Raw genomic sequence first — 8226 nt, 5'->3', positions numbered from 1 at the left:
CCATTGAGTCTATCTGAATCCTTATCAATCTGTTTATTTTGCTCAAAGATGGCAAAATTAGGCTCAAAAGCCTGATGATTTTTTTGCAACTTATCCTTTGAAGTTGAGTTGATAAAAAATGCTTTACTTATTTTCTTCCCTTTGTGCCCTTTGTGGTTTATCCTTTTTTTAACCGCAAAGAACGCAAAGAAATCAACCGCAAAGAACGCAAAGATTAAAGGAGAAAGGAATCATAGAAAATTCACGAAACTCCAGGTGAACCATTACTATACTATGTCAAATTAGTGCTATAACTCTCTATATTTTTAGACAATTATGTCCATTTGGCTTGCCTTCCCCCATTTCTTATGATAAAATGGAAAAAAATAGAATGTGAAAATTCTACCTCATCCTTCATTTAATGTCCCATAGGGACAATATATCGGTAAATGGCTTTCCATAAATTTTCTACCAATATATCGTTCCTACGGAACTGATTGATTTATCTATCTATTCTACCGATATTATGTTCCTAACGGAACGATTATTCTCATTAAAGATTTTATGGTCTGGTGTTGTCCTTTTGAAAGACCGATATTATGTTCCTAACGGAACGATGATTCTCATGCCTTATTTATGGGTATTATCCTATGTAAACTTCCAGTTAATAACCGCTATAGGCTGGCATAAAGCGGTTCTCATTTTGACATTAGCTTCGTTGTCCATTCCATATTTCTATCCGCCAACATAGAATGTTGGGCTACACTTTTTCTATTCCCACAAATCAACACGGATTCAGATTTCGCAGTAGCTGCCCAGCCCCAACCCTGGGCCAGTGGTAGTGCATCTGGCTGGCTTTTTGGTAGGCGGATTGGGCGAAGGTTTTGGTCTGGTCAAGATCATTTAACCCCAGATATGCCCTGGCTAAGATTAGCTCTGCCTCAGGTTCGTAGAGTAAAAAGCCTGTTCTTTCACATAGCTTCAGGACCTGGTTTGCCTGAGAGATAGCCTCTTTGTATTTTTTCATATCCAACCACAACCTGCTCAACTCAAGCAAGGCTTCGATTTCAAGATCAGAAACGCCAATCTTGCGGGCGATCTCAAGGGCCTGTTGAAGATGAGACTCAACCTTCTTAAGATTTCCCTTTAGCCTTTCAATTGCACCCAGGCAGCGGTGACATCTTGAGATACTATTTAGCCAATTTTCGCTCTGGCAGATCTCAAGGTTTGCTTTGGTAAGTTCAAAAGCCTCATCAATCTGCTTGATTGAGAGGAGGAAGTCAGCATAGGCAACTCCTAACATACTGTAAAGCCGATTACCGCTGATCTTTCCTTCAAGCCCATCTGCCTGCCGAAACCCCTTTTCTGCTTCCTCATCTTTACTTAAGAGATGGAGTATCCAGGCAAGATAGACTTTTGAATCACAGATCTCCTTCTCAGACTCTGCTTTCTCTGCCATCTCAAGGGCCTTTTTCGCACTCTCATTTGCCTCTTTGAGCCTGCCTACTCGAAACTACTGGAGGTCAGCCAAGTTTTGATAACCTATAGAGGCGTTTTTCCAGTCTTTTGCCTCAATAGTCATCTGGACTGCTGTCAAAAATGGCTCCTCTGCCTCTTTTGGCCGGCCGGTATTAAGAAGTGTCATTCCTGCTGTATTGAGCAGCCAGCTCTGGGCGCTCTTTTTACTTACAAGGGGCATCTGTGAAAGGTCTTCGTTTGGGAAGAAGGTTTTGGCAAGGGATAGGTTGGTTTCCCAGGCACCAAGTTTCGAGGTAATAAACCATTCTTCCATTCTGTATATTTTCTCCCGATAAACATCCTTCCTTACCTCATCATAAAGCCCTGCAGAACACCCATGATAGACCTGCTCAAACAAAGGCTGCATCTCCTCTAAGGTCTCAGGTTTATCCTTTGCTATCTTTCCAAAGTATTCATAGATTGCTTTGTGACAAGATTTCTTTTCTTCCTCATCAAATATAGATTCAAAGTAGCCCTTGATTAAAGGATGGGTAGTGTATCCTTCGGCAATAAGCCTTCTTTTTACTAAGTCCTTTACCATTTGCTTGAAATGGAAGGCATCCATCTTTATCCTTGGCTGAAATATTGCCTCAAATTCTTTTTCTCCCACTGTTCCTCTAAAGAGTGAGAAGATCTTCATAAACTGCCTTTGGTTTTCGTTTAGTTGCTTGTCATACCAGAGGAGCATACGCTGTGGTTTACCCTCTATTTTAGGAATTTCACCTGCCTTTTTAATATCGCCACCAAAATCTTCTACCAAATAGTTTGCCAGTAAAACCAAACTCAAGGTATGGCCTTTAAAATCTTCCCAAATCTTATCTATTTCTTCATCACCCCCTCTTACCCCAACCCTTTGAAACAATAGCCTTGTATCTTCTTTTGATAATTCCTCTACATCAAGCTTCTGGTAGCTTAGGTAATTTTCAATATCACTTAATGGAAATCTTGTGGTTATCAAGCACAAGCCTCTAAAATCTGCATCAGCAATGTATTTGAGTAAATCTGCAAATTCTGGATGCTGCATCTTACCAAATTCTTCGCCGCTTTGTGATTTCTGCATCTCCTCAAGACCATCTAAGATAATGAGATATTCCCTTTCCAAAAGAAGCTCCTTTATTTTATCTATCTTCTGCCAGGATGTCCTGTAATCATCAAGCTTAAATCTATCTTGGGAGAGATAGGCAAATAATGTGCTAAGAAAACGCTCAAAGTAAGCATTGCGATAAAACCCAAACCAGAATATACCATCCGGCTGGATGTTATTTTCTTTCAAACTATCAAACCATTTTCTGACTAATGCCGATTTTCCTACCCCACCCCAGCCGACTAATGCACTAATATGCACCTCTTTGGATCGATACCATTGGGAGATGGTCTTGAGCATATCAGTCCTACCAACAAAATTCGGCTCGGGTGGGATTTGATTGTGCAGGCTGAGTAGGAATATTCCAGGTGCTTTCCTTATCCGTTCTTCAAGTGGCAGCCCTTGAGCACAAAGATTAACCCATCTCTCCTTATACATTTTAAGCTGTCTGGGTGTGTACATTGTTCGCATCCGATGTATCTTTGCATGGCAGGTTGGACAGACAACCATAAGGTTATTTTCTGTATTGGGCCCTTTTTCACTTATAGACACAATGTGGTGAATATGGGTAATATCCTCGTGTTGAGGACAGAGGCAGCACCGGTGCATTGCATCAACCAACAACTTATTTTTTATCTTATCAGGAATTTTGCTTTGCTTCACTTTCTGCTCCATCATTGCCTTTTTTCTTAAAGATACATTTGAATAAACTCCTGGGGAGTCAAAACATTCACTCCTTGACATAGTTCTTTGGGATAGTGTTTTTTATTACCTGTAACCAGTATAGCTCCTCCATCGGCTATGGCTATCTCAAGGAAAGGGTTATCATCAACATCAGGTAGACTTGCCTTAAGTGGTTTGGTTAATATAGAAAGACCTGTGTTAAGAAGACCATCTATAAAGTCATTTACTTGCGATTCTTTGAATTGAAACTTGGGTCGCAGCAAGACTTCTTTATATTCACAGAGCAATCTGGCATCAAATACAATCTCTATCTCTTTAAGCAAGACCAACTTTAAGATAGAAGCAGATGCTCCATAGGGATTCAATAATCCTGAAACAACCACATTTGTATCCAATACAACCCTCATTTTCTTTTTCTTACCGCCTTTATTTCTGCCTCAATTTCATCAAGAGAGAGCTTGTGTAATCCTTCCTTTACTGCCCTAAGCTGCATAGCCTCCATAGCCAGGAATGCCCTGGATTGTCTTAAGGCAAGAATACTAGACTCAAAATTGTCTTCTTTTACTTCACTTAACAAGGCAAATGGTTTTCCATTGGATGTTACTATAAGCTCATGCTCTTTTTTTAATTCCTTCCACACATAACCAGGTCTTATCCGAAGCTCTCTAACAGGGATAAATCTCATTTTTTATCCACCTCCTCAGGATATTTATCCCACACTTTTGATAAAGTGCAGGATGAATGGATATTAAATAATTCCTTTCTGCGTAGGTCTAATACCCCGCAGAAACGTGCGGGATTTATTCCTACAATTAGTCTACAAATATTATACAAAGTTTAGTAAGCGTTTGTCAACAAATTTTTTGAGATTTCTTCTAAAACTTCTAAGGCTTTGGTTTCTATAAGGCAATAGTGCATTGCCTTGGCTTTTTCGTAAGCAGATTGGGCAAGGGGTTTTGCTTGCTCCGGGTTTCCTTCAGCTAAATATAGCCTGGCTAAGGCAAACTCTGCCTCTGGCTCATAGAGCTTAAAGCCAGTGCGAGTGATAAGCCTTTGTGCCTCTTCTAATGCCTTTTTCCCTGGCTTATAATCCTTTTGAAATATTAGCAGGTAATTTATGTTCCACCTATAATTGTTCAGGGATATAGCCACAGAGTCACAGAGAACACAGAGGGAATATAGCAGTTATTAGTCAAAACTTTACTCAGAGTGGATAAGTAAAAAAATCCCAAATCCCAAGCACCAAATCTCAAATAAACACCAAATTTCAAGTCCTAAATACCAAACTATGGGGGTAATGTTTTGAATTTTGGTTATTTGAATTTATTTGGAATTTAGAATTTGTGATTTGGAATTTCATAGCCCTATCTATGTCAAATTTCGATTAATAAGTGCTATAATTCGTGTGCATTTGTGGCTAATTTCTCTAATTCTCTGTGAACTCTGTGCCTCTGTGGCTGAACGGTTACAATTTGCAGGAAGGGTGAAGGATTCATAGGGGTTAGGGAAACCTTGAGCACAGAGCCTTGACCATAGAGCTAATAACCAAACACCTCTACCCATCATTTATTTAGCACCATATTCTCTGAGGAGTTTTGCAGTTTCTGTATGGACTTTAATTACCGCCCACCTCAAGGCTGTGTTACCATCGTAGTCTTTTGCATTCACCTCAGCACCTTTTTCAATGAGGAGCTTTGCAATGTCTGTACGGCCACAGGCTGCCGCAAACATCAAGGCTGTCTTACCATAGTAGGCTTTTGCATTCACCTTAGCACCTTTTTCAATGAGGAGTTTTGCAATGTCTGTATTGCCATTGATTGCCGCATACACCAAGGCTTAAGATTAACACAAAAATCTTTTTCATCTTCCACCTCCCTAAGGCTTTTGCCTTTAATAAAATTGTAACTACTCAGGTTTTTTTAAGGAGAAAATCGTGTCCATATCTCGTGATTCGTGTCCGTTTAACGTGTCCGTCACGGATACCGGACACGGATCACGGATACCGGACCTCGGATACCGTCTTACAAAAGGTGAGTAGATACATAAAATTATATTCTACCTTCATCTTTTTGTCAAGTTTTTTGCAAGCAGTAGCCAGGTGTAACACATAGTTTGTCTCTTATTGGTTCTGATTTTAAGTAGGATTGACACCTTCGATAACCCATTTTCAGACAGGGATTATCTTTATCCTGACGCCATGCCCTTCCCTTTTGATAATTGTGCCTACCTGGTTTAATAGCCGTAAGAATAGAACACGGATGACACGGATTTAACGGATTTTCACTGATTTTTTTCTCTTTTTTTCTGTCTTCTATCTTATATCCGCGAATATCCGCGTCATCAGCGTCATCAGCGTGCTATTATTTTTCATCGTCCTTTGTGTCCCAATGGGGCATGAGGGTTTCTCCTAAAAGTAGGAAGTAGGAGAGTAGGAAAGTAGGAAAGGGGAAGGCATTGCCCCCAGAAGAGGAATACCGTGCACATCCTTTATCCTTTTCCTACTTACCTACTACCTACTTGCCTACTATTTTCATTGCTTTGTCCTCCGCAGGTTAATGTTCATTTCCCCAAATAACTGACTTATTACCCTGTAAGATATAGATTACTAAATTCACCTTAATCCAATTCATCTTTCTCTTAATCCTGGATTTATTACTTCATCTAATGCCCTGCCGATAAGATAAAATGCGAAGGTAAGAAGAGAAATACATATTCCCGGTGGAAGTATCCAGTAAGGTGCTTTGAATGTATGACCTGTGGTAAAACACCATTGGAGCATCATACCCCAGCTTACGACCGATGGGTCACCCAGACCAATAAAACTTAGTCCTGCTTCGGTCAAAATTGCTCCACTTACCCCAAAGGTCATATACAAAAATGATAATGGGAGAACATTAGGACCAATGTGGTAAAAGATTATTCTCATATTACCTGCCCCGGCAATGCGTGCGGCTTCAACAAAAGGACGCTCTTTCAATGATAATGTTTGAGCCCGAATTACTCTTGCCGTAGAAGGCCAACCAAGCAAGGCAATAATAAAGATAATAATCCAGATACTCTGTTTGCCAATAGCGGCGGCAATGATTATAATAAGTGGCAGGGAGGGTAATGTCAGCACAATATCTGCCAGACGCATAAATAAAGTGTCAATGACATTCCCAAAATAACCTGCAATTAACCCGATGACCGTTCCAATTATGACTGAGGCCAATGCCGCCGTAATACCAATAACAAAGGCAATTTGTGCCCCACACATTAATTGACTTAAAATATCTCTGCCCATAAAATCTGTGCCGAGAATATGAGTCTTTGAAGGTGGCATTGCCCATAAAATCTCCGGGTCAACCCCGGTCATAGGCTTATATATTTCATTTATCATCGGTAGGACAGGAGAAATTAAAGCCATTATCCCAAAAAATATTAGCAAACAAAGCCCAAATAAACCTAATTTGTTTGCCTTAAATATCTCCCAGTTAGCCTTAAATTCTTGTTTAAATAAATTTATTTTGGACAAGTAACTGCACCCCTTTTTTAACCCTAAAGTGAACTATCTCTCATCAATTCAATCTCATAGAGTAGTGTTTCAACTAACTCTGTTTGCGGTACCTTTTTTATAATTTTACCTTTCTTAAATATTAATCCTACTCCTTTACCGCCGGCAATGCCAATATCAGCGTCAGCGGCTTCACCTGGACCATTGACTACACAACCCATAATGGCGATTTTAAATTTTAAATTTTTAAATTTTAATTTTTTAATCTCCTTTTCTACCTGTTTAGCAATCTTGATTAAATCTATTTCACATCTGGCACAAGTAGGACAGGAAATTAATTCCAGACCTGTCTCTCGTAACCGTAATGCCTTTAAAATTTCATAACCAAGTTTTACTTCCTCGATAGGCTGTGCGGTCAAAGAAACTCTAATCGTATCCCCTAACCCCTGGCTAAGTAGACTACCCATACCGACGGCTGATTTTATACTTCCAGCCCACGGAAGACCTGATTCGGTTATGCCAATATGAAATGGGTAATCGACTTTGGTCGCCATCAATTGATACGCCTCGATAGTCATTGGCACATCAGTGGCTTTAAGTGAAATAACAATATCAAAGAAGTCTAAATCTTCTAATATCTTAATATGCTGGAGGGCTGATTCAACCAATGCTGTTGCGCCTACCTTGCCAAATCTTTTTCTATCAACAGAACCCGAATTTACCCCAATTCGGATTGGGATATTTCTCTCTTTTGCCTTTTCAACTATCCTGACGACCCTGTCCGTTTGTTTGATATTCCCAGGATTAATCCTTAATTTATCTACCCCTTGAGCGATGGCCTCTAATGCCAGGCGATAATCAAAATGAATATCCGCAACCAAAGGGATACTAATTTGTCTCTTAATCACTCCTAAAACCTTAGCTGATTCCATATCTGGGACACCAACTCGAATAATTTCGCAACCAACTTCTTCAAGTTGATTGATTTGCCTGACCGTTGTTTTAACATCACTTGTTTTGGTTTTGGTCATTGATTGGACTGAAATAGGTGCATCTCCGCCGATTGTAAGATTACCTGCTCGAATAGGTTTTGAATATCTTCTATTCATATTTATTAAGTATATATATTCAGGCGGTAAATGTCAATGAAATTTTGTAAGTGTTCAGGTGGTAATTTACCGCAGAGACGCAGAGAAACAGAGAAATAAATCAGATAACAGAAAAGGTTATTGAGGCAATCATAAAATACATAGGACATCAAAACCAAATTGTTAATCAATCCATGAAATGTCGGTCCTTAAAAGCTTGCACCGATGAAAATCCGTGATGGAATCTTGCGTTTGGTAAATAGTTTTTAATTTTTTCTCTGCGTCTCTGTGTCTGTTATGTAAAGTGTCAAGCTTTTTTTTATTTTTTTACTTAAGAAAAGACTCTACGACTTATCTCTATAACTCTACACCTTATTTTT

9 protein-coding genes are annotated in these 8226 nt (G+C 39.4%); 1 reads left to right on the top strand and 8 read right to left on the bottom strand.

Features of this window, described 5'->3' with window-relative positions; genetic code table 11:
* The first annotated feature begins 505 nt into the window (after window positions 1–505).
* The gene (locus AB1414_11435; protein MEW6608044.1) at window positions 506–730 is read left to right on the top strand and encodes a hypothetical protein; all 225 of its coding nucleotides are present in this window, start codon (window positions 506–508) and stop codon (window positions 728–730) included.
* Window positions 731–763: 33 nt separating this feature from the next.
* Here AB1414_11435 and AB1414_11430 read toward each other — a convergent pair whose 3' ends face one another.
* The 8 genes from AB1414_11430 to ispG all read right to left on the bottom strand — a co-directional run bounded on the left by AB1414_11430 (window position 764) and on the right by ispG (window position 7867).
* Window positions 764–1438, bottom strand: coding sequence for a tetratricopeptide repeat protein (locus AB1414_11430; protein ID MEW6608043.1), 675 nt, complete (start codon window positions 1436–1438; stop codon window positions 764–766).
* Between the two features lie 54 nt (window positions 1439–1492).
* On the bottom strand, window positions 1493–3325 hold the full coding sequence (locus AB1414_11425) for an NB-ARC domain-containing protein (GenBank protein MEW6608042.1): 1833 nt from the start codon (window positions 3323–3325) through the stop codon (window positions 1493–1495).
* Window positions 3271–3672: a putative toxin-antitoxin system toxin component, PIN family gene (locus AB1414_11420; GenBank protein ID MEW6608041.1), complete on the bottom strand. Its 402-nt coding sequence runs from the start codon at window positions 3670–3672 to the stop codon at window positions 3271–3273. The genes AB1414_11425 and AB1414_11420 overlap by 55 nt, the downstream gene beginning before the upstream one ends.
* Window positions 3669–3950, bottom strand: a complete 282-nt coding sequence (locus tag AB1414_11415) for a type II toxin-antitoxin system Phd/YefM family antitoxin (protein MEW6608040.1) — start codon at window positions 3948–3950, stop codon at window positions 3669–3671. The genes AB1414_11420 and AB1414_11415 overlap by 4 nt, the downstream gene beginning before the upstream one ends.
* Window positions 3951–4102: 152 nt before the next feature.
* Window positions 4103–4417, bottom strand: a complete 315-nt coding sequence (locus tag AB1414_11410; GenBank protein MEW6608039.1) for a hypothetical protein — start codon at window positions 4415–4417, stop codon at window positions 4103–4105.
* Window positions 4418–4831: 414 nt separating this feature from the next.
* Window positions 4832–5095 carry an ankyrin repeat domain-containing protein gene (locus AB1414_11405; protein ID MEW6608038.1) on the bottom strand — a complete coding sequence of 88 codons (264 nt, stop codon included), beginning with the start codon at window positions 5093–5095 and terminating at the stop codon, window positions 4832–4834.
* A gap of 796 nt (window positions 5096–5891) precedes the next feature.
* Window positions 5892–6779, bottom strand: coding sequence for an ABC transporter permease (locus AB1414_11400; GenBank protein ID MEW6608037.1), 888 nt, complete (start codon window positions 6777–6779; stop codon window positions 5892–5894).
* Between the two features lie 23 nt (window positions 6780–6802).
* Window positions 6803–7867 (bottom strand): flavodoxin-dependent (E)-4-hydroxy-3-methylbut-2-enyl-diphosphate synthase, encoded by a 1065-nt coding sequence (gene ispG / locus AB1414_11395; GenBank protein MEW6608036.1) that lies wholly within the window; start codon window positions 7865–7867, stop codon window positions 6803–6805.
* Window positions 7868–8226: the final 359 nt, after the last annotated feature.

Source organism: bacterium, from assembly GCA_040755795.1.
Classification (GTDB): domain Bacteria; phylum UBA9089; class CG2-30-40-21; order CG2-30-40-21; family SBAY01; genus JBFLXS01.
This window is presented reverse-complemented; position numbering and strand designations above follow the sequence as displayed.